Annotated in this window: 26 protein-coding genes; 11 read left to right on the top strand and 15 right to left on the bottom strand. The window is 59.4% G+C overall.

Annotation, left to right across the window (positions count from 1 at the left end):
• Positions 1 to 9 precede the first annotated feature (9 nt).
• The 3 genes from GRI91_RS04985 to dapB are packed head-to-tail and all read right to left on the bottom strand — an operon-like array spanning position 10 to position 1,812.
• Positions 10 to 387 carry a DUF6491 family protein gene (locus GRI91_RS04985; protein WP_160735536.1) on the bottom strand — a complete coding sequence of 126 codons (378 nt, stop codon included), beginning with the start codon at positions 385 to 387 and terminating at the stop codon, positions 10 to 12.
• Between the two features lie 43 nt (positions 388 to 430).
• Positions 431 to 1,087: an endonuclease III gene (nth, locus tag GRI91_RS04980; protein ID WP_160735535.1), complete on the bottom strand. Its 657-nt coding sequence runs from the start codon at positions 1,085 to 1,087 to the stop codon at positions 431 to 433.
• The gene (gene dapB / locus GRI91_RS04975; RefSeq protein ID WP_160735534.1) at positions 1,084 to 1,812 is read right to left on the bottom strand and encodes a 4-hydroxy-tetrahydrodipicolinate reductase; all 729 of its coding nucleotides are present in this window, start codon (positions 1,810 to 1,812) and stop codon (positions 1,084 to 1,086) included. The genes nth and dapB overlap by 4 nt, the downstream gene beginning before the upstream one ends.
• 35 nt (positions 1,813 to 1,847) lie before the next feature.
• On the opposite strand from dapB, the gene GRI91_RS04970 reads away from it, so the two are divergent.
• A complete protein-coding gene (locus tag GRI91_RS04970; RefSeq protein WP_160735533.1) occupies positions 1,848 to 2,558 on the top strand; it encodes an NAD-dependent deacylase in 711 nt (236 codons plus the stop codon).
• Here GRI91_RS04970 and GRI91_RS04965 read toward each other — a convergent pair.
• The 4 genes from GRI91_RS04965 to mutM form a co-directional block, all read right to left on the bottom strand.
• Positions 2,543 to 3,331, bottom strand: coding sequence for a HesA/MoeB/ThiF family protein (locus GRI91_RS04965; RefSeq protein ID WP_237437672.1), 789 nt, complete (start codon positions 3,329 to 3,331; stop codon positions 2,543 to 2,545). The two genes, GRI91_RS04970 and GRI91_RS04965, sit on opposite strands and share 16 nt — an antisense overlap.
• A gap of 15 nt (positions 3,332 to 3,346) precedes the next feature.
• On the bottom strand, positions 3,347 to 4,822 hold the full coding sequence (gene dnaA, locus GRI91_RS04960; RefSeq protein ID WP_160735532.1) for a chromosomal replication initiator protein DnaA: 1,476 nt from the start codon (positions 4,820 to 4,822) through the stop codon (positions 3,347 to 3,349).
• Positions 4,823 to 5,241: 419 nt separating this feature from the next.
• Entirely contained in the window at positions 5,242 to 5,502 is a 261-nt protein-coding gene (rpsT, locus tag GRI91_RS04955; RefSeq protein ID WP_160735531.1) for a 30S ribosomal protein S20, read from the bottom strand.
• 175 nt (positions 5,503 to 5,677) lie between these two features.
• Positions 5,678 to 6,487: a bifunctional DNA-formamidopyrimidine glycosylase/DNA-(apurinic or apyrimidinic site) lyase gene (mutM, locus tag GRI91_RS04950; protein ID WP_160735530.1), complete on the bottom strand. Its 810-nt coding sequence runs from the start codon at positions 6,485 to 6,487 to the stop codon at positions 5,678 to 5,680.
• A gap of 228 nt (positions 6,488 to 6,715) precedes the next feature.
• Here mutM and GRI91_RS04945 point away from each other — a divergent pair, with 228 nt between their 5' ends.
• Genes GRI91_RS04945 through GRI91_RS04930 form a run of 4 tightly spaced genes read left to right on the top strand, consistent with a single transcriptional unit; the run spans position 6,716 to position 11,134 of the window.
• Positions 6,716 to 7,648, top strand: coding sequence for a DMT family transporter (locus tag GRI91_RS04945; protein WP_160735529.1), 933 nt, complete (start codon positions 6,716 to 6,718; stop codon positions 7,646 to 7,648).
• 18 nt (positions 7,649 to 7,666) lie between these two features.
• A complete protein-coding gene (locus GRI91_RS04940; protein ID WP_160735528.1) occupies positions 7,667 to 8,398 on the top strand; it encodes a class I SAM-dependent methyltransferase in 732 nt (243 codons plus the stop codon).
• 25 nt (positions 8,399 to 8,423) lie between these two features.
• Positions 8,424 to 9,980, top strand: a complete 1,557-nt coding sequence (ubiB, locus tag GRI91_RS04935) for a 2-polyprenylphenol 6-hydroxylase (RefSeq protein ID WP_160735527.1) — start codon at positions 8,424 to 8,426, stop codon at positions 9,978 to 9,980.
• Positions 9,971 to 11,134 (top strand): hypothetical protein, encoded by a 1,164-nt coding sequence (locus tag GRI91_RS04930; RefSeq protein WP_160735526.1) that lies wholly within the window; start codon positions 9,971 to 9,973, stop codon positions 11,132 to 11,134. Before ubiB ends, GRI91_RS04930 begins: the two co-directional genes overlap by 10 nt.
• Here the strand turns inward: GRI91_RS04930 and GRI91_RS04925 are convergent.
• Positions 11,070 to 11,462, bottom strand: coding sequence for a DUF4345 family protein (locus tag GRI91_RS04925; RefSeq protein WP_160735525.1), 393 nt, complete (start codon positions 11,460 to 11,462; stop codon positions 11,070 to 11,072). The genes GRI91_RS04930 and GRI91_RS04925 overlap by 65 nt on opposite strands.
• 112 nt (positions 11,463 to 11,574) lie before the next feature.
• Between GRI91_RS04925 and coaBC the strand changes: the two genes are divergently transcribed.
• Together coaBC and dut are read left to right on the top strand one after the other, a co-directional pair.
• Positions 11,575 to 12,780 (top strand): bifunctional phosphopantothenoylcysteine decarboxylase/phosphopantothenate--cysteine ligase CoaBC, encoded by a 1,206-nt coding sequence (gene coaBC / locus GRI91_RS04920; RefSeq protein WP_160735524.1) that lies wholly within the window; start codon positions 11,575 to 11,577, stop codon positions 12,778 to 12,780.
• Positions 12,764 to 13,237, top strand: a complete 474-nt coding sequence (gene dut / locus GRI91_RS04915; RefSeq protein WP_160735523.1) for a dUTP diphosphatase — start codon at positions 12,764 to 12,766, stop codon at positions 13,235 to 13,237. The genes coaBC and dut overlap by 17 nt, the downstream gene beginning before the upstream one ends.
• Positions 13,238 to 13,309: 72 nt before the next feature.
• Here the strand turns inward: dut and GRI91_RS04910 are convergent, their stop codons facing one another.
• The 4 genes from GRI91_RS04910 to secB all read right to left on the bottom strand — a co-directional run bounded on the left by GRI91_RS04910 (position 13,310) and on the right by secB (position 17,342).
• On the bottom strand, positions 13,310 to 13,984 hold the full coding sequence (locus GRI91_RS04910; RefSeq protein ID WP_237437713.1) for a DUF4136 domain-containing protein: 675 nt from the start codon (positions 13,982 to 13,984) through the stop codon (positions 13,310 to 13,312).
• Between the two features lie 178 nt (positions 13,985 to 14,162).
• On the bottom strand, positions 14,163 to 15,182 hold the full coding sequence (gene trpS, locus GRI91_RS04905) for a tryptophan--tRNA ligase (protein ID WP_160735521.1): 1,020 nt from the start codon (positions 15,180 to 15,182) through the stop codon (positions 14,163 to 14,165).
• Between the two features lie 23 nt (positions 15,183 to 15,205).
• Positions 15,206 to 16,798, bottom strand: a complete 1,593-nt coding sequence (gene murJ, locus GRI91_RS04900) for a murein biosynthesis integral membrane protein MurJ (protein WP_160735520.1) — start codon at positions 16,796 to 16,798, stop codon at positions 15,206 to 15,208.
• Positions 16,799 to 16,826: 28 nt separating this feature from the next.
• Positions 16,827 to 17,342, bottom strand: coding sequence for a protein-export chaperone SecB (gene secB, locus GRI91_RS04895; RefSeq protein ID WP_160735519.1), 516 nt, complete (start codon positions 17,340 to 17,342; stop codon positions 16,827 to 16,829).
• Between the two features lie 324 nt (positions 17,343 to 17,666).
• Between secB and GRI91_RS04890 the strand changes: the two genes are divergently transcribed.
• From GRI91_RS04890 to GRI91_RS04880, 3 genes are all read left to right on the top strand, one after another.
• Positions 17,667 to 18,329: a Tim44/TimA family putative adaptor protein gene (locus GRI91_RS04890; RefSeq protein ID WP_160735518.1), complete on the top strand. Its 663-nt coding sequence runs from the start codon at positions 17,667 to 17,669 to the stop codon at positions 18,327 to 18,329.
• A 161-nt stretch (positions 18,330 to 18,490) separates the two neighbouring features.
• Entirely contained in the window at positions 18,491 to 19,528 is a 1,038-nt protein-coding gene (gene mltA / locus GRI91_RS04885) for a murein transglycosylase A (protein WP_337190319.1), read from the top strand.
• Positions 19,525 to 20,106 (top strand): Smr/MutS family protein, encoded by a 582-nt coding sequence (locus GRI91_RS04880; RefSeq protein WP_160735516.1) that lies wholly within the window; start codon positions 19,525 to 19,527, stop codon positions 20,104 to 20,106. Before mltA ends, GRI91_RS04880 begins: the two co-directional genes overlap by 4 nt.
• A 65-nt stretch (positions 20,107 to 20,171) precedes the next feature.
• On the opposite strand, the gene ahpF is transcribed toward GRI91_RS04880, so the two are convergent.
• The 3 genes from ahpF to aroC all read right to left on the bottom strand — a co-directional run bounded on the left by ahpF (position 20,172) and on the right by aroC (position 23,704).
• A complete protein-coding gene (ahpF, locus tag GRI91_RS04875; protein ID WP_160735515.1) occupies positions 20,172 to 21,782 on the bottom strand; it encodes an alkyl hydroperoxide reductase subunit F in 1,611 nt (536 codons plus the stop codon).
• Positions 21,783 to 21,876: 94 nt separating this feature from the next.
• A complete protein-coding gene (gene ahpC / locus GRI91_RS04870) occupies positions 21,877 to 22,443 on the bottom strand; it encodes an alkyl hydroperoxide reductase subunit C (RefSeq protein ID WP_160735514.1) in 567 nt (188 codons plus the stop codon).
• Between the two features lie 193 nt (positions 22,444 to 22,636).
• Positions 22,637 to 23,704, bottom strand: coding sequence for a chorismate synthase (gene aroC / locus GRI91_RS04865; RefSeq protein ID WP_160735513.1), 1,068 nt, complete (start codon positions 23,702 to 23,704; stop codon positions 22,637 to 22,639).
• Between the two features lie 79 nt (positions 23,705 to 23,783).
• Here aroC and ruvA point away from each other — a divergent pair, with 79 nt between their 5' ends.
• Positions 23,784 to 24,392, top strand: a complete 609-nt coding sequence (ruvA, locus tag GRI91_RS04860) for a Holliday junction branch migration protein RuvA (protein WP_160735512.1) — start codon at positions 23,784 to 23,786, stop codon at positions 24,390 to 24,392.
• Positions 24,393 to 24,421 lie beyond the last annotated feature (29 nt).

Below are 24,421 nucleotides of genomic sequence, written 5' to 3'. Positions count from 1 at the left end.
CGCCGGAGCTTAGCGGTCCAGCTTGACGGGCACGAATGTGTCGAGCCCGCAGGTTGTACCGCCCATTCCGCCGATCACCTGAATGCTGTCCGTATCGCACAGGCGGTCGAGCGTGCTTTTATAGGAAAAGGCGCGCTCCATCCCGAGGCTGGGGCAGCGATTGCTCAGCGTGTTGCGATAGCGCGTTCCGTCTCGCATCCGGAAGTCGATGGTGTAATCATCATAGACATCCGTGTTCTGGATGCTGCTGGTGGAAATGCAATTCACCGCCTCACCAGTTACCGTCGCGGGCGGGGCCTTGATCACCGGATATTGTTCGACACGTTTATTACACGCCCCGAGCGACAGGGCAGCGGTGAGAGCCAGAAGCGGCAGGACGATCTTCATTGGCGTGCCTTCCCAAATATTATCGAGCCATGCCCGATAGTATTTAAACGCGGGCCTTTTTGGACGGTTCCATTACCTTCTTTTTGAAACTGCATAATTCAACCACCGGGCAGCGCCAGCATTCGGGCGTTCTGGCCTTGCAAGTGTATCGGCCCAGCAGAATCAGCCAGTGGTGGGCATGGCGGCGGAAGGGCTGCGGCACGCGTTTTTCCAGCTTGGCTTCCACTTGCTCCGGAGTCTTGCCTTTGGCGAGTCCTGTGCGGTTGCCCACGCGGAAGACATGCGTGTCGACAGCGAAGGTTTCCTCTCCGAAGGCGCAATTCATTACCACATTGGCAGTCTTTCGGCCAACGCCGGGCAATGTGACCAGCGCGTCCCGATCCGCTGGGACTTCGCCATCGTGATCGGCCAGCAATTGCTCTGACAAGGCGATCACATTCTTCGCTTTGGAATTGAACAGGCCGATTGTCTTGATGTGCTCCTTCAGTCCCTCTTCGCCCAATTCGACCATCTGGCGCGGATGCTGCACCTTATCGAATAGCGCGCGCGTCGCCTTGTTCACTCCGGCATCGGTCGCTTGTGCGGACAGCACCACTGCCACCAGCAATTGGTAATGATTGCCGAATTCCAGTTCGGTTTCCGGCTCCGGATTGAGTTCGCAGAGCAGGCGGAAGAATTCGAAGATCTGATCCTTGGTCAAAGTCCAAGAACCTCACCCATGCGATAGCGGCCGGCGCGCTTGTCCAGTAGCCAGCATGCCCCTTTGACCGCACCATGGGCAAAGATCATCCTGTTTTCCGCCATATGCGACAAGGTGATCCGCTCCTGCTCCCCGGCGAGAATCACTGAATGATCACCGGCCACGGTGCCGCCGCGCAAGGCCGCAAAACCGATGTCCCCATCTTTACGCTTGCCGGTATGGCCATCACGTCCGCTGTCGGTATGTTCGGCCAGCGATATGCCGCGTCCTTGTGCCGCTGCTTCTCCCAGCAGCAGCGCCGTGCCGGAGGGGGCATCGACCTTGTTGCGATGATGCATTTCAACAATCTCGATATCCCAGTCATCACCCAGACGCGTGGCCGCCTCGCGCACCAGATGGGCGAGCAGCGTAACGCCGAGCGAGGTATTGCCGGTTTGCAGCACCGCAATATCCTGCGCTGCCGCGTCGATCTGTGCGTGATGGCTGTCCTCGAAACCGGTCGTGCCGATCAAAATGGGAATGCCAGCTTGCCGGGCAGCGACGAGATTGGCCTCCAGCGCTGCGGGGGAGGAGAAATCCACCAGCACATCGCTGCTCGCCGCCAGTTCGCGCACATCATCGCCGCGGCCTACACCGCCGGCCAATGTACAACCTGCAGCTTCGACTGCCTGCGCAATAGCCTGCCCCATTCGGCCCTGACTGCCGATAATTCCGATCCGTGTCATTGCATGTCCTCGCTTTTGCGTGTGTCATGGGGGACATGAGCAGCATCCGCAATATCGTGATCCTGACGGGCGCCGGAATCAGTGCCGAAAGCGGCATCGACACCTTTCGCGGGGCAGGGGGCCTGTGGGAGAATCACCGGGTGGAGGATGTGGCGACGCCAGAAGCCTTCGCCCGCGATCCCGAACTCGTCCTGCGATTCTATGATGCGCGGCGCGAGGCGATCCAGCGCGTCGAACCCAACCGGGCGCATCACGCCCTTGCGCGGTTGGATGCCGAATGGACGGGGGATCTGTTGATCGTCACGCAGAATGTCGATGATCTGCATGAACGTGCTGGCGCGCGCCGCGTGCTCCATATGCATGGGACGCATCTCTCGGCGTGGTGCACCGCCTGCGATGCGCGGCATGAATGGCGCGGGCAGCTGATCGATCGCCCGGCGTGCCCCGCTTGCGGCGCAGTAGCTCTGCGGCCCGATATCGTTTGGTTCGGTGAAATGCCTTATCGGATGGAGGAGATATTTGGCGCTTTGGTGGAGGCTGATCTGTTCGTTTCCATCGGCACATCCGGCGCGGTCTATCCTACTGCCGGTTTTGTGCAGGAAGCTGCCGCCTATGGCGCGTGCACGCTGGAGCTCAATCTCGAACCCAGTCAGGGATCGCATCTCTTCGGAGAATCGCGGCTGGGGCCAGCGGGCGAATTGGTGCCCACTTTCGTCTCGGAATTACTGGATCAGGACAAAGCCTGACTGCAGGTGCGGCAATCGGGGTCCTTGGCGATTCGCATCGTGCGCATGCCCGGCTTCAGCCCGTCGAGCAGATGCAATTGCCCCCATTGCGGATCGCCGAAAGCCGCCCGGCCTTCCACGGCCACCCGGATTGCCTGCATCGCGCCAAAGGTTCCGGCCCACCCGGCCATAGCGCCAAGCATCCCGTCCTCGGCACAGGTGTCGCAATCTTCAGCATCAAACGCATCGCCGACATAACAGCGGTAGCAGGGCTGGTCGGGCAGATGGCCGGCAAAGGAACCGACCTGCCCCTGAAAACGCCCGACGGCGGCGCTGACGAGCGGCACTCGCTGTGCGACGCAGCTATCGGACACGGCAAGCCGGGTGGCGAAATTGTCGCAGCCATCCAGGACCAGATCGGCCCCTTCGAGGAGCGTGGCGGCATTCTCCGCAGTGATTCGCTGAGCCTTCGATTCAACCTGCAAGGCGGGGTCGAAGCGCCGGACCCAATCCTGCGCTGCCATCGCCTTGTCCCGGCCAATATCGGCCTGAGAAAACAGGGTCTGACGCTGAAGGTTGCTTTCCTCCACCCGATCGCTGTCGATCAGGGTGATTCGGCCAATTCCCGCGCCGGCCAGATATTGGAGGGCGGGTGATCCGATGCCGCCCATGCCCACCAGCAGAATATGGGTCTTGGCCAGAGCCAGCTGCCCCGTGCCCCCGATTTCGGGGAGCACGATATGGCGAGCGAAGCGTTCAAGGCGTTCGGGAGGCAGGCTGTTCATGGCCTGCATGTAGGGCTCAATCGATCAGGATTCCAGCTGCCGCAGCAGTGAACGAACATCGCCGTCCATATCCGAATCCCGCTGACGCAGATCTTCGATCAGACGCACGGCGTGGATGACGGTGGAATGATCACGTCCGCCGAACTTCCGCCCGATTTCGGGGTAGGAGCGCGGGGTGAGCACTTTGGAAAGATACATCGCCACCTGACGCGGACGCACCACGGCACGCGCGCGGCGCTTGCTCGACATTTCGGAGCGGTCGACCCGGTAAAACTGACAGACGGTCCGCTGAATTTCGTCGATCGTGATTCTCTTGCGATTGGCGGACAGAATATCGGTCAGCTGCTCTTCGGCCAGTTGCAGCGACACTTCCTGCCCGGTCAGCTGCGCATAGGCGATCAGCTTGTTCAGACCGCCGACCAGCTCCCGCACATTGCGGTTAATGGTCCGGGCGAGGAATTCGATCACATCGGCGGGCACGTCGAGCGGCGCGAATTTGGTCATCTTCGATTCGAGAATCGCGCGGCGCAATTCGATATCGGCGGGCTGAATATCGGCCACCAGACCCATCGACAGGCGCGAGAGCAGGCGTTGTTCGACGCCGTCCAGCGCCTGAGGCGCGCGGTCGGCGGCAAAGACCAGCCGCTTGCCTTCGGCGAGCAGCGCATCGATCGTGTAGAGCAATTCTTCCTGTGCCGAAGCCTTGCCGATGATGAACTGAATATCGTCGACCAGGAGCAGATCGAATCCGCGCAGGCGCGCCTTGAATTCGATCATCTCGTTCTGACGCAGGGCCTGAACGAATTCGACCATGAAACGCTCGGCAGAGCAGTAGAAGATCCGGGCGCGGGGATGCGCCTGCAGATAGGAATGGCCGATCGCGTGGAGCAGGTGGGTTTTGCCCTGGCCCGTCGCTGCCTTGAGATAGAGCGGAGAAAACTGAGGTTTTTCCTCTTTCGCCATGCGCTGCGCAGCATTGAAGGCGAGCACATTGGTGGTGCCGGTGACGAAAGCGGCAAAGGTCAGACTGGGGTCGAGCCCGACGGAAGAGGTGAAGCCGTGATCATCAATCGAACCCATGGCCAGCGAATCGCCATTGAGACGATCATTCGCGACCGGGCGGCGCGCCGGAGCATCCTGTTTGAGCGCGAGATCGGCCAGCTTGCGGCGGCCAGGATGCACGGCGATCCGCACATGCTTCACATCACCGCTGGCGATTTTCCAGGCAAGGGAGAGGCGGTCATGGAACCGGTCATGCACCCAATTGGCGGAGAATTCAGTGGGCAGGAAGAGATCGAGAGTGCCGGTTTCCTTGCAGAAACTGCCCAGCTGGATCGGTTTGATCCATTGGCTGTGCAGTTGATGGCCCAAATCCTTGCGCAGGCCCTGGCTGATGTCGGCCCAATCGGCCGCCAGGTCGAGCGCTTCCTGATCTGGTTCCGGAGCACCACGCTTGTGCGAAGATGCGTTCCGTCCCGTCTGTGATCCAATGCCTGTCATAAGCGTGTATTCGCAGCCCCAAAATTAAATTACCAAATTCCAAACCCACCAAGCGCACAGCTTCGCTTTCGCCAGAACAGAAGCGCTGGCGACCATGCTGGCCGGTTTGTGGTTCAGTTTGCCGCCACGGCCCTGAGCCGTGACTGCGAGGCCTTGTTATGAACGCCCTGTGGATAGGAGCAAGGGCGCTCTGGTAAAAAAACTGAAATAATGCGCCTTGACTCATTGGGGAGGCGCAGGCTTGCGTTCAAGTTGTTGAAAAAAATGGAAAAAGTGATTTTCAGCCACTCGAATCGCGGGATTCCCTGAGGCTTTGACGGCGGTAAGAAATTACTAACCTGCATACGAAAAAGGCCGGCGCTTAAAGCACCGGCCTCGTTCCGATTTCGTTCTCGGTATTACCCCGGAAGGGGTAAGAATCAGAGAGCAGAGACTCGCTTGCTGAGTCGGCTCATCTTGCGTGCAGCTGTATTCTTGTGAACCACGCCGCGGGCAACACCGCGTGCGAGTTCAGGCTGTGCTTCCTTGAGAGCATTCTGCGCTGCCGACTTGTCGCCAGTGGCGAGAGCGGTTTCAACGCGCTTCAGGAAGCTGCGAATACGGCTCATCCGCGAACCGTTAACTTCGGCGCGATTGGCGTTGCGGCGGATGCGCTTACGGGCTTGCGGCGTATTGGCCATATCTGTCCTTACATTGCGGCAGCGCGATCAAACGCCGCTCTGCTATCTCGTTCTTAAATCCAGTAAAGTCGCGATTCCCGCAAAGCGGTGTCGCAACGAAGCGCGGCCCATAGCGAGCATGGCGCCAAAGGTCAAGCAAAGGGACCTCTGCTTCACCGTTGGAGTGGCTTATAACCTAACGCTGGCAGGAAGGGCAATACCACGTGCTGCGGCCTCCCTGGGCAATGCGTTTGATAGTGCCGCCGCAGGCGCAGGGCTCTGCCTCGCGGCCATAAACGTCGAATTGCTTGGAGAAATATCCCAGCTGACCGTCAGGCTGAGCATAATCGCGCAAGGAGGAGCCACCCGCCTCAATCGCTTCATACAGCACTGCCTGAATCGCGGGGATCAGCCGTTTAAGAGCGGCGAGCGATATTCGCCCCCCCGCTTTCACTGGATTGATATGCGCGCGGTACAGCGCCTCGCACACGTAGATATTGCCCAGCCCGGCGACGATTCGCTGGTCCAACAGCAAGAGCTTTACCGCTTGCTTGCGGCCAGCAAATGCCCGGTGCAGATGCTCTGCGGTAAGGTCTGGCCCCAGTGGTTCGGGACCCATTGTCGCAAAGCTGCTCCATTGGTCAAGCGAATCGCTTTCCAGCAGATCAACCGAGCCGAAGCGGCGAGGATCGCACAGCGCGAATCGATGGCCGGTGGTTTCCATCACCAAATGGTCATGCGTGCCGATATCCGAGGGATCGATTCGCCAGCGGCCGCTCATGCCCAGATGGAAAACCATCGTCGCCCCGCGATCGGTGCCGATCAGGCCGTATTTCGCCCGGCGGCTCAACCCGGTGACACGTGCGCCGGTGAGGCGCTGCACGAGATCTTCGGGAAAAGGGCGGCGCAGATTCGCGCGGCGCAATTCAACACGTTCCAATCGCTCGCCATCAAGAAAGCGGGCGAGGCCGCGGATGGTGGTTTCAACTTCGGGGAGTTCAGGCATGGCTTCTATTTAGGGTCTTGGCGCAAAAAGGGGAGGGGGTGGCCATGCGAGGTCAGCAAACAAGCGCCTATTTGCAGCGATATGGGGAAGCGCAGCGCAGGCGTGCAACAGAAGTGGCGCCGCCAGCCTCGCATTCCGAGCGCGTGGCCTCTATGAGCGCAGCAAATCGCATGTGCACGCAATATGCTGGCCAGATGCGGACCAAATGCTCAGCAGACAGGGAACTTCATGAATAATTCGTCCACCCATCTGCGTGCCTTTTTGATGTTGGGGCTGGTCATGCTGTGCTGGGCCGGCAATTCCATCATCGGCCGCGCAGTGCGGTTTGATATACCGCCCGGCTCGCTTGCCTTCGGGCGCTGGCTGTTGGCGCTGATCGTGCTGCTGCCTTTTGCGTGGAAACCGCTTTGGCGAGAGCGGCACGAAATTGCCAAACATTGGAAATGGATCGTCATCCTTGGCTTGCTCGGGATCGCGGCGTTCAACACACTTCTTTATGCCGGTTTGCGCTATACTACCGCCACCAATGCGCTGCTGCTGCAATCCGCAGTTCCGGCGCTGGTGATCCTGTTCGACCGGTTGTTTTTCGGCGCGCGCGCTCAGCGGCTGCAAGTGCTCGGGGTGATCTTCTCTATCTTCGGCGTGGTCATCATCGTCTTTGAAGGCGATCCGGCGGCGGCGCTGCGACTGCATCTGGGCGCAGGCGATCTCTGGGTACTGGCTTCTGTGCTGGTCTGGTCGCTTTATACCGTTTTGCTGCGGATGAAGCCGGCCATCGCGCCGATCTGTTTTGTCGTATCCACTTTCGCTGTGGGCGTGATCACGCTGTTTCCCGTCGCCGCATGGGAATGGAGCCATGGTGAGGTGGTGCATTGGAAATGGAGCACTGTAGGAGCCTACGCCTATGTTGCGTTGCTGTCTTCCGTGCTGGCTTACTTCATCTATAATTGGGCCGCTGGGGTGATTGGCGGCGCGCGTGCGGGGCAGGCTACTACGCTGCTGCCTGTATTTGGGGCTATCCTTTCCGCGCTATTGCTGGGCGAAGTGCTGCAACCCTACCATTTTGGTGGGATCGCAAGCATTCTGACGGGGATCATTTTGGGGATCATTTCATCGCGCAGAGCAATGCGCGCAAAGGTTCCGCTGGCACAGGTGAAATGACCGCGTTAGAGGGGTGATATGAACGATAGCGTTTCCTTCGGCTATGAAGATGTGAGCCCTGAAGAAAAGACCGAGCGCGTGGGCGCCGTCTTTTCCAATGTTGCTAAAAAATACGACCTGATGAACGATGCCATGTCTGCCGGCATGCATCGTTTGTGGAAGGATCGTTTCGTGCGGCGGGTGAAGCCCCAGCCGGGCGAGCAAATTCTCGATATGGCGGGCGGTACGGGCGATATCGCCTTCCGTCTGGCAGAACATGGCGCAGATGTGACCGTGTCCGACATCAATCAGGAAATGCTGGATGTCGGCGTGGAACGCGCGATGGAACGCGGTCTGGATAGCTTCGTCTGGTCGCGCCAGAACGCTGAGGAACTGAGCTTCCCGAACCGCAGTTTTGACGCCTACACGATCGCTTTCGGCATTCGCAATGTCACGCATATTGCCAAGGCGCTGGCCGAAGCGAACCGCGTGTTGAAATTTGGCGGACGTTTTTACTGTCTCGAATTCTCGACCACCGAATGGCCCGGTTTCCGTGAAGCCTATGATGCCTATTCCCACCATCTGGTGCCGCAGCTCGGTCAGGTGCTTGCTGGCGACGCCGACAGCTATCGGTATTTGATCGAATCGATCCGCCGTTTTCCGAAGATGCCGGAATTTGAACAGATGATCCGCGATGCCGGTTTCGTCCGTACACGGGTGGAACCGATCATGGGCGGGCTGGTCGCGATTCATTCCGGCTGGAAAGTGTAATGGCCAAAGGGCGGACTGCTTAGGAATGACCCGGCCATCGACGCATATATGGCGCCTGCTCAAATGGGGGCGGACGCTGGCCCGGCATGGCGCGCTGCGCGGGATTGAAAGCGATCCCAACACGCCTGCGCCGGTCAAACGGCTGACCCGCATTGCCCGTTTCGGCACGCGTCAGCCGGCAACGCCCGATTATGCCGAAGCCTTTCGCGCGATTGGCCCGGCGGCGATCAAGCTCGGGCAGACACTGGCCACCCGGCCAGATCTGGTGGGGGATGATGCGGCTCGCAATCTCCTGTCGCTGCAGGATAGCCTGCCGCCTGTACCCTTCGCATCGATCCGTGCAGAGATTGAAAGCAGCTTTGAACGCCCGCTGGAGGATATGTTTGCCGAAATCGGCACCGATCCGGTTGGCGCGGCATCCATTGCGCAGGTGCATAAGGCCGTCACCACCGATGGTAAGACGGTGGCGGTAAAGGTTTTGCGGCCTGGCATTCGTCAACGTTTTGAACGTGATATCACGACCTATGAATGGGCCGCAGCGCATCTCGAAGCGCTGGGCGGCGAAGCGCATCGGCTGCGTCCGCGCCTGACCATTGCCAATTTCAAGCGCTGGACCAATCGTGAATTGGATTTGCGGCGCGAAGCGGCCTCGGCCAGCGAATTGGCGCAGATTATGCAGGGCTATCCCGGCTACCGGATCCCGGCGATTGACTGGGACCGGACCAATGGCCGGGTGATGACCATCGAATGGGTCGATGGCGTTAAGATCAGCGATATCGATGCGTTGAAGGCGGCCGGGCATGATCTGCCCGCCTTGGCAAAGCGTTTGGTGCTGGCCTTTCTGACGCAGGCGATCAGCGCCGGATATTTCCATGCCGATATGCATCAGGGCAATCTGTTCGTGCGGCCTGATGGTGAAATCGTCGCCATCGATTTCGGTATTATGGGCCGGATTGATCGGCGCGCACGGCAATGGCTGGCCGAAATCCTTTATGGTTTGACGACCGGCAATTATCGCCGCGTGGCCGAAATCCATTTCGAAGCGCAATATGTCCCAAGCTATCACTCGGTCGATGAATTCGCGACCGCGCTGCGCGCAGTGGGGGAGCCGATGCGCGGCAAGCCGGTGAGTGAGCTTTCCGTTGGGCAGATGCTGGATGGGTTGTTTGCCATCACGCGTGATTTCGACATGAAGACGCAGCCCCATCTGCTGTTGCTGCAAAAAACCATGGTGATGGTTGAAGGCATCGCGACACAGCTGCACCCGCAGATCAATATGTGGGACATTGCGGCTCCGTTCGTGCGATCCTGGATTCGTGATGAGCTTGGCCCGGAAGCGGCTCTGGCTGATCGTATCCGCGAAGATACGCAGACCTTGCTGCGCGTGCCGGCACTGATCCGCCGGTTGGAGGATAAATTCCCGCCGCGTGGTGGTGCCCCCGAAGAACCACCCATTCCCGATGTGGAATTGCTGTGGGAACGCAAAGCCCGTGCCGGCAGCAACCCATGGGGTTATGCGCTGGCGGCGGTGGGCGGCGCGGCCATTGTGTGGGCTGGTGCCCTTGCCGGATTATGGGGCTGACGCATTCGGTGCTGAACCTTCCGTTTCCATGGTTGAAGCGGTGGGAAGCATTGCAGCGCCCATTGCTTCACCTGCCCCGATGGGGCGCGGCGGCGGTGTTGATCCTCGGCATTGCCGCATGCGTGTATCTCGCACAGGGGACGCTCCAGCAGCGCATGCATGAAGAAACGCGTCAGGCCGCTCGCTCTGATGAGCAAATAGGCGATGGTGACCTTTACGAAGCCATCAATGAGCGCGTGGCGGCGGGTGAGGGCTATTATGAAGCCGCGCTGGCCGAACAGCGGGCCAATAATTATCCGACGCGGCCCTTCGTAACAGTGCGCCCGCCAACATTGGCCTGGGGAACATCTCTGTGGGGGCTCGAGACCTGGCGTTTCATCATGATCGGCGTGCTGATTGTCACGATTTTGGGCTGGGTGGGCGCTTTATCGGCCAGGGCATCGATGCCGGAACGGATCATCGCGGCCCTGCTGATTTTTCTGTTTAGCGCAGGTGCATTTTATAGCCGGGGCGGCCTGTTTCATGAATTGGTCAGCGGGCTGTTTATTGCGCTCGCTATGGGGATTTATCGCCCGCACCGCTGGTGGCCCAGCCTGATTGCAGCGGCGATTGCACTATCCATCAGGGAACTGGCACTGCCTTTCATGCTGTTATGGGCAGCATTTGCGCTGTGCGAAGGAAAGCGCCGCGAAGCAATGGCCGTCATTCTGGTGATAATGCTGTTTGGAATCGGCATGATCTTTCATGCACAGGCGGTTTTCACCCATCAATTGCCCGGCGACATAGTGTCACCCGGGTGGGATGCGTTCCGGGGCATGTCCTTTTTCTTTGCCACGATTGTCCAGTTTTCACCGTTAAAGGCCCTGAATTCGACTATAGCGGCGGTGCTCGCCTTTCTGCCGATGATCGGCTGGCTCGGGCTGGGCGGGCGGTTGGGCCTGTTCGCGACACTGTTCTTCAGCGGCTATGCGCTGATGATGGCGCTGTTCGCGCGTGATCAGAACACCTATTGGGTGATGATCGTCATGTCGGCCTATCCGGCGGGGCTGGCCTTTGTGCCCCGCGCGGTGGCGGATTTGCTGCGGGCGATTATCCGCCCTGTGGCAGCCGGTGGGGCAGCATCCGTGCCGCCATCAGCACAATTGCGACCGTGATTGCCTCTATCACCATGGGCATCAGAAACCCGTCATAGGGACCATCTGCGAACAGGCTGACCAAGCGGCCGAACAAGGCAATCAGGAACAGCGCCGCAGGCACTAGCAAGACCGTGCCGCTGCGCTTCCAGGCGCCCCAGATCATGGTGATGCCAGCCACCAGGAAAAAAGCCGTCATATCTGCGCGCATGGTGGAAAGACCGCCATTGTGAGCCGCCGCGAGGCCGAAGCTGCGCGCTGTTTCCATCGGCAGGATCAGAAAGCCGATGCCCAGCATGCAATCGAAAATGCCGATGATCATGATCAGGGCCGTCAGGATAAGGCGCATGAATAATTCTCCCCCAGTGGTAATTTATCGAAGACCACGCGCAACTGCGCAGGCTTCCGCTTTGTCTGCTTCCGGGCTAGGAGCAGGGTGAAACACTAGCGCAAAGATCGACATGACCGGAACAAAAATTCTGCTGATCATTGGCGGCGGTATCGCGGCCTATAAAGCATGCGAGCTGGTCCGGCTGATCAGGCGCGACGGCGGTGAGGTGACATGCGTTCTGACGGATGCAGGGAGCCAGTTCGTCACGCCCATGACGCTTGCCGCGCTGTCGGGCAATCCAGTCCATACATCCCTGTGGGATCTCAAGAATGAAACCGAGATCGGCCATATTCAGCTCAGCCGTGAGGCGGATCTGGTGATGGTCTGCCCCGCAACGGCTGATCTTCTGGCAAAGATGCAGGCGGGCATCGCCGATAATCTCGCCACCACTCTCTTGCTGGCGACTGATAAGCCGGTCTTTGCCGTTCCCGCCATGAATGTGCGCATGTGGCAACATGCCGCGACACAGCGCAATGTCGCCGGATTGCGCAGCGACGGGGTGCATGTGATGGACCCCGATGAAGGTCCCATGGCTTGCGGAGAGTTCGGCCCGGGCCGCCTGCCAGAACCAGAGGTGATCTGGACTGCCGCGCGCAGGCTGATCGGCGGCGGCGCTACGCTGCGCCCAAAAACATCGCTGAGCGGGCGGCATGTGCTGATTACAGCGGGCCCGACTCATGAGCCGATCGACCCGGTGCGCTATATCGCCAACCGGTCGTCGGGCAAACAGGGCTTTGCCATTGCCGAAGCCGCAGCCGAAGCGGGCGCGCGGGTGACATTGGTGGCGGGGCCAGTGAATTTGCCCACCCCCGCAGGGGTGGAGCGGGTCGATGTTGAAAGCGCGCGCGATATGGAGCGGGCGGTTGCCGCGGCATTACCGGCCGATGTCGCAATCATGGTCGCTGCGGTGGCTGACTGGCGCGCGCGAGATGTGGCAGATCAGAAGGTGAAGAAGGATGGCGGAGATCCTGCGCCGCTCCCCCTGACAACCAATCCAGACATTCTGGCCGGGCTGGCGCAGAGCGACAAGCGCCCGAAGCTGGTGATCGGTTTTGCGGCGGAGACGGAGAATATCGTGCCTCATGCGCAGGCCAAGCGGCTGCGCAAGGGGGCGGATTGGATTGTCGCCAATGATGTTTCCGGTGATGTGATGGGCGGCGCGATGAACACCGTGCACCTCGTCCATGCCGGCGGAGTAGAAAACTGGGAGCCGATGGCGAAGCGCGATGTCGCCGCCCGGCTGGTTGAAAGGATTATGGATGAATTTCCCGATTAATGCAGAAACAGTTCCGGTGCAGATCAAGCGTCTGCCCAATGGCGAGGGATTGGCGCTGCCTGCCTATGCGACATCCGGTGCAGCCGGGATGGATGTGGTTTCGGCGGAGGATGTGACGATTTCGCCAGGGCAGCGCCATCCGGTAGCCAGCGGTTTTGCGATGGCCATTCCGGAAGGATATGAAATTCAGGTGCGTCCGCGATCCGGCCTCGCGTTCAAGCATGCGATCACCGTGCCCAATACGCCGGGAACGATCGATTCGGATTATCGCGGGGAATTGAAAATCCTGCTGATCAATCATGGCAGCGAAGACTTCGCCATTCATCGCGGGGACCGGGTGGCCCAGCTGGTGCTCGCCCCTGTAACGCAGGCGCGTTGGGACGAAGTGGAAACACTGGATGAAACGGAACGCGGAACGGGTGGCTTCGGTTCGACTGGCGGCGTCAAGCAACTCTGATCTGCCAAGGTGCCATGCACAAAAAGGGGCGAGCCTTGCGGCCCGCCCCTTTTTTTCGTCATATGCGCAGGATTACTTGCGCTTGACCGGCTGATCTTCCGGCTTGATTGAAATCCGCACGGTTTCTCCCGAATTACCGGGGAAGTCCGTGAACATCGCTTCCACTAGATTGGGGACGAGATATTGCAGCCGGTTGGATGTGGACACGGCCTGCGCCTTGCCTTCAAACAACCGTTCACCATCTGCGGTGCGATCGATCTTCATGTCGATCCCGCTGGTATAGACGGTGTAGCTGTCAACATCGCGGCCCCCGAACGGGTCCTGCCAGCCATAACCCCACGCGCCATAGGGGTAATATCCCAGGCGACGCGCATAATAGGGACGATAGCCATACCAGGGTGACCAGAATGGGTCCGCCGGGCGCAGGCTGGTGGAAATCCGTTCCCGTCCCTTATCCACGCCGTAATCGAAACGGACGATCAGATTGGCATTTTCCGGCAGCGCCTCGGTATAGCCGAGACGTTCCATCTGGTCTTCGACATAATCGGCATATTGCGAAAATTCGAGACCACCAGCCAGCGCAGGATCTTCTGCGACGACGGCAAATGTCTGCCCTTGCGGTGCGGGAAGCTGTGCCTGAAAACGCGACACATCTGCCTTGAAGGGCGACGCGCAGGCGGCCAGGCTTGCGAGTATCAGAGGCACTGTCGCCAATTTGAGCGCGCGCCCGATTTTCTGTTTATTCATGCTCATGACCCAATCTCTCCATACTTCACGCGCCAGTCCATGCGCGGAGGAGCTTGCCAAGCCGAATTGCCCACAAGCTGGCATCGATAAGATGGTGTGTACAGGCGATGGCCTGAACCCGGCTTGAACACGCCATCAGAAAAAATGATGCAATATTAGTAGCTTGATGCAATCCCCCTTAGTGGCCGCGGACGAGGCCGAGAGCCGAATAGGCTTTGTCCAGAGTCGGACGGGCAATCTCGCGTGCTTTCAACGCGCCCCTCGCCAGAATAGCATCAAGCGATTCGCGGTCCTCTTTCAATTCGACGAAGCGCTCCACAATCGGGCCAAGCGATTCCACCATGACTTCCGCCAGAGCGGGTTTGAAACTGCCAAAACCCTGCCCGCCATATTGGGCCAGCACATCCTCTGCAGAACAGTCGGCCAGCGCGCCGTAAATCGTCACCAGATTAAGCGCTTCGGGGCGATCCTCCAGACCCGCCAGATCGGAGGGCAAGGGTTCGGGATCGGTTTTCGCCTTTTTCACCTTCTTGGCAATTGTATCGCGATCATCGGACAGGTTGATCCGGCTCATATCGGACGGGTCGGATTTGCTCATCTTCTTGGTGCCGTCGCGCAGGCTCATGATCCGGGCCGCTTCAGGCGGTGTGATCGGTTCGGGCAGGGTGAAAACCGGCTTGTCCTCACTGGCGAAGTCGAAATTGAACTTGGTCGCAATATCGCGGGCGAGTTCGAGATGCTGCTTCTGATCCTCCCCGACGGGCACGTGGGTTGCCTGATACAGCAGAACATCGGCGGCCTGCAGTACGGGGTAGGTGAAGAGTGCCGCGCTGGCCCCTTCGCGATGCTTGCCCGCCTTGTCCTTGAATTGCGTCATGCGGTTGAGCCAGCCCATTCGCGCCGTGCCGTTGAGCAACCATTGCAGTTCGCAATGCGCCGAGACCTGCGCCTGATTGAACAGGATGGAGCGATCAGGGTCGATCCCGCATGCGGTGAGTGCGGCGACCATTTCCAGCGTGCCGGTATGCAGTGTTTGCGGATCATGCGGCATGGAAATCGCATGAAGGTCAGCCAGGAAGAACAGGCAGTCACTGTCTGCATCCATGTCGTCCTGCATCCGCACCCAATTGCGGATCGCCCCGAGATAATTGCCGAGATGGAGCGAGCCTGTGGGCTGGATACCGGAAACGATACGCATCGTGGTTTACCTTATTCTGTTCATTAATTTGAGGGATCGGCTGGTTTGGCCGCCCGTTTGCGCCGTAGCTGCCCAAGAAGGTCCTTGTCGAGAGCGCCGGTCAGATAGGCGACGACGAAAAACACCACCATGCCAGCTGCCACCAGCACGCCCAGCGACCAGATCCGTTCGATCACATTGCCCGAATAGCGGGTCGCCATTGTCGGCAGCAGCACCGTCAGCACGCCTGCCATGGCCAGCGTCGCGACAATCTGCCGCCCCACTTTGGCCATCAGACGAGCACTGATAAAATACCAGCCGCGTTTATGCAGCAGGCCGTATAGCAGCGCCACATTCAGCGTGGAGGTGCCGGCCGTTGCGGCGGCCAGCCCGACGATGCCATAACGCGGGACAACATAGAAATTGACCGCGATATTCACCGTCAGCGTGCCCGCTGCGATCCACACGGGCGTGCGGGTATCTTCACGGCTGAAAAAAGCTGGCTGGAACACTTTCACCAATACGTAGGAAGGCAATCCGGCGACCAGTGCAACCACGATCTGTGCCATCACCGCGCCGTCATTCGCCGTCATTTTACCACCGACGAAAAATGCACTGACAAAGGCTGGAGCACACACGGCAAGAGCGGCAGCAGCAGGAAGTGTCAGCAGCAGGCCGATTTCCACGGCATTGCTTTGCAGGCGCTGCGCCTCGTTATTATCGCCGGTCTGGATATGGCGCGCCAGCATTGGCAGGATCGCCGTGCCCAGTGCAATGCCGACAATGCCGAGCGGCATCTGGTTGAGCCGGTCCGCGAGTTTCAGCAATGTGAGCGAACCCTGCGGCAAGGACGTGGCAAAGAACGTGTCGACGAACTGGCTTACCTGATAAACACCGGCGCCGAATGTAGCTGGCAGGATCAGCATTGCGAGGCGTTTCACCTCGGGCGTGATGCGCGGAAGCGAGATTTTGAGTTTCACCCCGGCTCTGCGTGTAGCCCACACCATGTAAAGCAATTGCGCTGCGCCAGCCATGCTGACCGCGACTGCTAGCGCATATGCGACAGACACAGTGCCGCCGCCGCGTTGCTGCAGCACATAGCCGATGCCGATCCCGCTGATCAGCACGATATTCAGCAGTACGGGGACAAAGGCACCGGGCGCGAAGCGGGAGCGGGCATTGAGCACGCCTGACAACATCGCCACCAGGCTGACCAGCATCAGATAGGGAAAGGTAATCCGGGACAGCGTGACCGCCAGCTCGAACTTGCCGGGAATTTCCTTGAAGTCGCTGGCGAGCAGCCAGACGATGCCGGGCATGGCGAGCATGGCAATCGCGGAGAAGCCGAGCAGGACCCAGATGAAAACGGCCAGCACATCATTGGCGAATTTCTCCGCCCCGGCTTCACCCTCTTCGCTGCTCAGGCGCCGTGTATACATTGGCACGAAGGCGACCGAAAAGGCGCCCTCGGCGAATAGCCGCCGGAAGGTGTTAGGCAGGATAAAGGCGAGCTGAAACGCATCGGCTGCGAGGCCCGCACCAAGGATGCGGGCCAGCAACATATCGCGGGCAAAGCCGAACACGCGGCTGAAAGCTGTCAGGCCGCCAATCGTGCCGACATTGCGGATGAGGCTCATGCGCCGAACCTCTCAAATAGCGTGCGCGTCAGGCTTGTCCGGCGGGGGCGCCGCCTTCTTCCTGTTGCCGGCGGCTCTGCAGCTGCTGCAGATATATGCCGTTGAAATCGATCGGGTCGAGCATCAGCGGCTGGAAACCAGCATCGCGAACTGCGTCTGAAATGACGCGGCGCGCGAAGGGGAACAGCAGGCGCGGTGCTTCGGCATAGGTGAAGGCGTGCTTCTGTTCATCCGGCATGTTGCGCATGCCGACCAGACCGCAATAGCTGACTTCGACGATATAGGCTGTGCCGGATGCACATTTGGCATTCACTGAAATCTTCAGTTCGATCTCGTGAACTTCTTCATTCACCTGCTTCGCGGCAATGTTGAACTGCACGTCCAGTTCAGGCTGTTCCTGCCATTGGAAGCTTTCGGGTGCTTTCGGATTTTCGACCGAAAGGTCCTTCACATATTGCGAGATAAGGCCGGCGACCGGCTGATTATCTGCACCGTTGGGGGCGCCATTGCTGAGATTGGTAAGAACGTCGCCTTCATCGGCCATGGTGAACTCTTTCAACTGGTGTTTAAAAGGATGTGCTTGGTTGCGCGACTAGCACCGAGACTTGCCCCCCGCAACGGGGCGAGAGGCGGTGATCGTGCCTAAAGTCAGGATAATCGGATTTTTAATACCGCTCATTCATGGCGCTCCGACGGATTTGTGGCACCGGTAAATGAAAAAGCGGGCTCGAATCTGCTGGTCAGGCGTTGTCGATTTGTAATTCCCGCTTATTTCAGGCAGGATTAGACATTCATCAAGCGACTTTTGCTCCTCGGCAAAATCGCGCAGACGGCTTTAGCAGTGCCGCAAGGAAATTCGGGAAGTCACGTGATCGTCGAAATTGTCATTCTCGCTATGATCGCAGCGTTTCTGGGCTTACGCCTCTATTCGGTGCTTGGCCGACGTGCAGAGCATGAAGAAGAGTCGGTGCCGACGCGCTTCGAAATGCCCGGTGCAGCCAAGAATGCGCGTCGTTCCGCCGATTCCGGCAAGGAAGAAACCGCCCAGCGTCCTCAGCGCGAACTCGGTGCTTTCCCGCCTGCCATCGAACAGGGCCTGTCGCAGATTTCCTCTGCGGACCGTAATTTCGACATCGTCAATTTCCTCGAAGGCGCGAAGGCTGCTTATGGGATGATCCTCGAATCATTCTGGCGCGGTGACAAACAGGCGCTGCGTCAATTGTGCGACGACGATGTTTACGACAGTTTCGCATCCGCAATCGATGCCCGCGAGCAAGCTGGCGAAACACTGGAAAACCGGCTGGTGCGGATTGAGGAAGTTCAGGTCCGTTCCGCCGAGCTCGATGGCCGCATGGCGCGCCTGGCCATATTGTTTCAGGCCGATATCGCTGCGGTCACGCGCGACAAGGACGGCAATATGATCGCAGGCTCGCTCGACGATGCGATTGAGACGCGCGATATCTGGACGTTCAGCCGCGATGTGAAATCATCCGATCCAGACTGGCTGCTTGACGAAACCGACGAAGGGTAAGCCTTTTCATGGGGGGCAAGGGGCTTAAACGGCTGTCAGTTCTGGCAGCTTCGTTAATCACCGCCGCATGCGTCGGTGGTCTTAAGCCCCCCTCCGGTCCCGCACCGGAAAGAACGGCGCCACCGACTGCATTGCTCGCTGGCGTTTCAGCAGGTCCCGGAATGGGGCGGCTGAAACTGACCGATCAGGATGCTGGCGCGGCCCTGATATCTTACCGCGAAAGCTGCCCGGCCTTGCTCCGGCGCAAGGATAGTAGCGGGCTTACCCGTGCTTCCAACTGGTCCGTATCATGCACTGCGGCGAAACGCTGGCCAGCGGACGACGCCAAGACGTTCTTCGCAACCTATTTCGAAACGGCCGTGATCGGTGATGGCCGGGCCTATGCCACGGGCTATTATGAGCCGGAAATTGCCGGATCGCGTAAGCGCCGCGTTGGTTATGATGCGCCTGTCTATGCGCTGCCCGACGATCTCGTGCGCCGCTGGCCCAAGGATACGCCGCTGGCGCAACGTCTGGGCCGTCCGCCTCTTGGCCGGATTGATGAAGCTGGCAATGTTGTCCCCTATTACAGCAGGGCTGAGATAGAGCAGGGTGCGCTGGAAGATCGCGGATTGGCGATTGCCTGGGCAGCGGATCCGGTCGAATTGTTCTTCCTGCAAATACAGGGATCGGGTCGGATACGAACCCCCGATGGTGAGGTCATCCGAATCGGCTATGCCGGGCAGAATGGCCGTCCCTATACCAGCATCGGTGCGCTGATGCGCGAGCAGGATTTGTTCGGCGATGGACCGGGCCAATATCCTGCGTCAATGCAGGGGATCATGCGCTATATTCATGAACATCCCCGCGAAGGTACCGAATTGATGCGCAAGAATGCCAGCTGGGTGTTCTTTCGCGAACTGACCGGCAGTGGGCCGCTTGGCGCGTTGAATGTGCCGGTTCGTCCCAAGAGCTCGGTCGCGGCTGATCCTGCTTTTGTGCCGCTGGGCGCGCCGGTGTTTTTGGCGACAGATCGGCAGGAAGCCAATGGCCTGTGGATTGCGCAGGATACGGGCGGGGCGATCAAAGGTCCGAACCGGTTCGATACATTCTGGGGCGCTGGTGATTATGCGCGAGAGACTGCTGGCGGCATGAGCGCGAATGGTCAGGCTGTGCTGCTGCTGCCAAAGGGTACGCTGACGCGTCTGCGCGTGAAATGAAGCCGCCGCGCGGTCTAAGCGATGAAGAGGCAATTTTGTGGAGCCGCGTAACCGCAACGGTTGAGCCCATCCATCGGCGCCTGGAAAAGCGGATTGCTGCCGAACGGCATGAGCCGCCCCAGCCGGCCATGTCGCTAAATCCCAAACTGCCGCCCAAACAGCACAAGGCCAAACGCGCAGCAGCCCGGCCTGCACCTGCGCCGCTTCCTTCTGCTTCCTCACTGCCATTGTCACATGGGCTGGATTCATCGTGGGAGCGCAAGCTCACGCGTGCTGGCGTACAACCTGACTTCACGCTGGATCTGCATGGTCACACGCTGGATGGGGCCTATCAAAGATTGCAGGGCGGGCTGGCGCAAGCCCGGGCGATGGGCGCGCGCGTGGTGCTGGTGGTTACGGGTAAGCCGCGCAGTGCAGAGGCCGCCGATCGCGGGGAACGGCGCGGAGCCATTCGGGCGAAGATCCTCGACTGGCTGGCAGTTGGATCGCATGCCGGGGACATTGCCGCCATTCGCAAGGCGCATCCCCGCCATGGCGGGGCAGGTGCCTTATATATCATCCTGCGGCGCCAGCGATAACGCGAAGACCACAAAAAAGGCGACCCGTCGGGGCCGCCTCTTTCTATCGGTATTGTTTAGACAATTCAGGCAAGCTCGGCTTTCTTTTGCGCGCTTTGCGCTATCTCTTCCGGCGCTTCATTGCGGATCAGGAAGTCGAAGGCTGACAGGCCGGCTTTCGATCCTTCGCCCATCGCGATCACGATCTGCTTATACGGAACCGTCGTGCAATCACCTGCCGCGAAGATGCCGGGGATATTAGTTGCGGCCTTGTGGTCGATTTCAATCTCACCGAATTTGGTCAGGTTGAGCCCGGAATCGCGCAGCCATTCCGTATTCGGAACCAGGCCGATCTGGACGAATACACCCTCCAGCTCGACGGTTTGTTCCTCATCAGTCTCGCGGTTTTTATAGCGCAGCCCATTCACCTTCTCGCCATCGCCGGTAATTTCGGTCGTCGCGGCGGAGGTGAGAATATCGACATTCTTCATGCTGCGCAGTTTCTTCTGCAGCACTTCGTCGGCCCGCAGTGTATCGGCAAATTCCACCAGCGTGACATGTTTGACGATATTGGCGAGGTCGATTGCGGCTTCGACACCGGAATTGCCGCCGCCGATCACGGCAACGCGTTTGCCCTTATACAGTGGACCGTCGCAATGCGGGCAATAAGCCACGCCCTTGGCCGCATATTCGCTTTCCCCTGGCACGCCGAGCTGACGCCAGCGGGCACCTGTCGTCAGGATTAGGCTGCGCGCCTTCAGCGTGCCGCCATTTTCAAAGACCACTTCATGATAGCCGCCGGTCTCGCTGGCCTTAATCAGCCGTTCGGCTCGCTGGAGATTGATCACGTCGATATCATACTCCGCGATGTGACGTTCCAGTGCGGCGGCCAGTTTTGGCCCTTCGGTATAGGGAACGGAGATGAAATTCTCGATCCCCATCGTATCCATCACCTGACCGCCCATGCGCTCTGCCGCGATGCTGGTAGAGAAGCCTTTACGCGCGGTGTAGATCGCGGCTGAAGCCCCGGCAGGGCCGCCGCCGACCACCAGCACTTCCACCGGCTTCTTGGCATTCAGCTTCTCGGCTGCACGCGCGCCAGCGTTGCTGTCGAGCTTGGCGAGGATTTCCTCCACATTCATGCGGCCATTGGCGAAGCTTTCACCATTCATGTAAACGGCAGGCACGGCCATGACCTTGCGCTGTTCCACTTCGGCCTGAAACGCGCCGCCTTCGATCAGCGTGGCCTTAACGCCCTTATTGTTGAGCGCCAGCAGGGTAAGCGCCTGCACCACGTCAGGGCAGTTCTGGCAGGAGAGCGAGAAGTACATCTCGAATGCGAAATCGCCCTCCAGCGCGCGGACCTGAGATAGCACTTCATCCGATACTTTGGGCGGGTGGCCGCCAGCCCACAGGAGTGCGAGCACCAGAGAGGTGAATTCGTGACCCAGTGGCAGGCCAGCAAAGCGCACAGATGCATCGTGATCGGATGCGCGGCGGATTTCAAAGCTGGGCTTGCGTGCATCATTGCCATCGAAAGAGGCGCTGACCTTGTCATTAAGCTCGGCAATTTCTTCCAGCAATTCGCGCGTTTCACCGGATTTTGCATCGTCGCCAAGAGAGGCCACGAGCTCTATCGGCTCGCGCAGATTGCCGAGATATTGCTTGAGCTGTTCCTTCATATTGGCGTCGAGCATATTCTATTCCTTCTTAAGTCTGCTTGTGAAAACGGCCCGGAGCGCGTGAACGCCCCGAGCCGTTTCCTGCGACCACATAAGTGGTGAACGGGGCTTAGATCTTGCCGACGAGGTCAAGCGAAGGAGCCAGCGTGTCGCTGCCTTCTTCCCACTTGGCCGGGCAAACCTGGCCGGGATTCTCGCGGACATACTGGGCTGCCTTGATCTTGCGGACCAGTTCCTTGGCATTACGGCCAACACCTTCGCAGGTGATTTCCATGACCTGGATCACGCCATCGGGATCGACCAGGAAGGTCGCACGATCGGCAAGACCCATTTCTTCGCGCAGCACACCGAAATTGTTGGAGATCGTGTGCAGCTGGTCACCCAGCATCGGGAAGCTGATCTTGGAGATCTTTTCTGACGTGTCGTGCCATGCTTTATGGCTGAAATGCGTGTCGGTGGAGACGGAGTACACTTCGACGCCCATCCCCTTCAGCGCGTCGTACTGTTCAGCCAGATCTTCCAGTTCGGTCGGGCAGACGAATGTGAAGTCGGCCGGATAGAAGAAGAATACCGCCCAATTGCCTTTTACGTCTTCGTCCGTGACGTCGAAGAAGTCCTTGCCCGCCTGAAATGCGGTGGCTTTGAACGGTTTGATCGTGCTTCCAATAATACCCATCTGTTTGTCTCCGTTATGGTTGTGAACTCGTGTGACCAACAGATAGTCAGGCCATCGGGTTCCTGCCAATGAGGAGTATCGATAAGTTTGATTGGATAAATCAATCAATTAAGTTTGATCGAAATACACGATAAGTGCGCTGCATCTGCGAAGGCAATGCTGCAATGCGCCAATATCAGGGGCTTAGCCGTGTTCAGCCGCATTGCGCCCGGTGCAGCAGCTTGTGATCTGCCAGAACCAGCGCCATCATTGCCTCCACCACGGGCACGCCTCTGATGCCGACACACGGATCATGCCGTCCCTTCGTGGCAAGCTTGGTCGCTTCGCCATTGCGGGTGACGGTCGGCTGCGCAATCAGGATCGAGCTGGTTGGTTTGAAAGCCACGCGCACCACCAGCGGCTGGCCCGTGGAAATGCCGCCCGCGATCCCGCCGGCATGATTGGCAAGAAAGTCCGGCCCGTCTTTGCCGGGGCGCATCGGATCGGCATTATCCTCTCCGCGCAGCCGCGCCGCGCCGAAACCATCGCCGATTTCCACGCCTTTCACAGCATTGATGCCCATCATCGCGGAGGCGAGATCGGCGTCGAGCTTGGCATAAAGCGGCGCGCCCCAACCGGCGGGCACACCTTCGACCAGACATTCGACGACGGCGCCCAGTGATGAACCATCCTTGCGCGCATTATCGACCAGCGTTTCCCAGCGCTTTGCCGCCACCGGGTCCGGGCAGAAAAACGGGTTGCGGCTGATTTCACTGGCGTCAAAGGCGCTGCGATCAATTTCGTCGCCGCCAATTTCGGAGACATAGGCGGTAATGGTAACTTCCGGCACCACCAGCCGCGCAACGGCACCAGCGGCAACGCGGGCGGCGGTTTCCCGTGCCGAACTGCGCCCGCCGCCGCGATAATCGCGAAAGCCATATTTGGCGTCATAGGCATAATCGGCATGACCCGGGCGATAGGCCTGGGCGACCTCGGAATAATCCTTCGAGCGCTGATCCGTGTTTTCGATCATCAGGCTGATGGGCGTGCCGGTGGTGCGGCCTTCAAAGACGCCGCTCAGGATTTTCACTTCATCGGCTTCGCGCCGCTGGGTGGTGAATTTGTTCTGCCCCGGCTTGCGCGCATCCATGAAAGGCTGGAGCACCTCTTCACTAATCGAGAGGCCCGGCGGGCACCCGTCCACCACCGCACCCAGAGCGGGCCCGTGGCTTTCCCCCCAGGTCGTGAAACGAAACACGCGGCCGAATGTGTTCATACTCATGGCGCTGCTCATGCGGCAAGTGTGGAGGCGTGTCCATATTGCACTGGTCAAAAGAGCGCCAATCAGGCAGGAACAAAACATGATTGCTAAGCTGAAAGGCCTGCTGGACGATACCGGCACCGATTGGGCGGTTATCGACGTGCAGGGCGTCGGCTACCTGGTCCATTGTTCCAACCGCACGCTCGCCGCGCTGGGGGAGAAGGGGGAGGCGTGCACCGTCTTCACCCATCTGCAGGTCAGTGAAACCGATATGCGGCTGATCGGCTTTGGTTCGGCGGCGGAGCGCGACTGGTTCAAACTGCTGACCAATGTGCAGGGTGTGGGCAGCAAGGTAGCACTCGCTATTCTCTCCGCCCTATCGACCGAAGAATTACAGATCGCCTGCGCCAATCAGGATTCGGCGCAAGTCGCACGGGCCAATGGCGTGGGCCCCAAACTCGCCACCCGCATCGTCAATGAATTGAAGGACAAGGCTGGCGCATTGCCCACCGTGCCGGGGGCGGCCATGTCGGCAGGCGGCTTGTCACCTGCCGGCGGGGCAAGCGCCGATGCCGTATCCGCGCTGCAAAATCTCGGCTTCAAACCAGCCATCGCCGCCAGCGCTGTAGCCCATGCGCAGGCCGAACTCGGCGAAGGCGCAAGCGAGAGCGAACTGATCCGCGTGGCGTTGAAGAAGGCGGCGGGGTGATTATGGCGCAGGGTAGGGCGATAGAGCTT

This window comes from Altericroceibacterium endophyticum (assembly GCF_009827595.1).
GTDB classification, from domain to species: Bacteria; Pseudomonadota; Alphaproteobacteria; order Sphingomonadales; family Sphingomonadaceae; genus Altericroceibacterium; species Altericroceibacterium endophyticum.
This window is presented reverse-complemented; position numbering and strand designations above follow the sequence as displayed.